We start from the raw sequence: 222 nt of genomic DNA, 5'->3' as shown, positions 1-222 counted from the left end.
TGCATCGTTTCACTGCTGAGTTCGGGATGGGATCAGGTGGTTCCAATGCTCTATGGTCGTCAAGAAATTCTGATGCCGATCCGTTACAGAGGTAACGTGCCAGCTAATTTCGGTGACTCTCATTAAAACAAAACCCCTGTTTGCGTAAGCAAACAGGGGTTTCGGAATTTAATCTTGACGATGACCTACTCTCACATGGGGAAACCCCACACTACCATCGGC

General features: G+C 47.7%; 1 rRNA gene. It reads right to left on the bottom strand.

Annotated elements, in window-relative coordinates:
* Positions 1–64, bottom strand: a 5S ribosomal RNA gene (rrf, locus tag K0F75_RS25490); the annotation flags it as partial.
* Positions 65–222 lie beyond the last annotated feature (158 nt).

This window comes from Pseudomonas sp. UMAB-08, assembly GCF_900095225.1.
Lineage (GTDB): Bacteria > Pseudomonadota > Gammaproteobacteria > Pseudomonadales > Pseudomonadaceae > Aquipseudomonas.
This window is presented reverse-complemented; position numbering and strand designations above follow the sequence as displayed.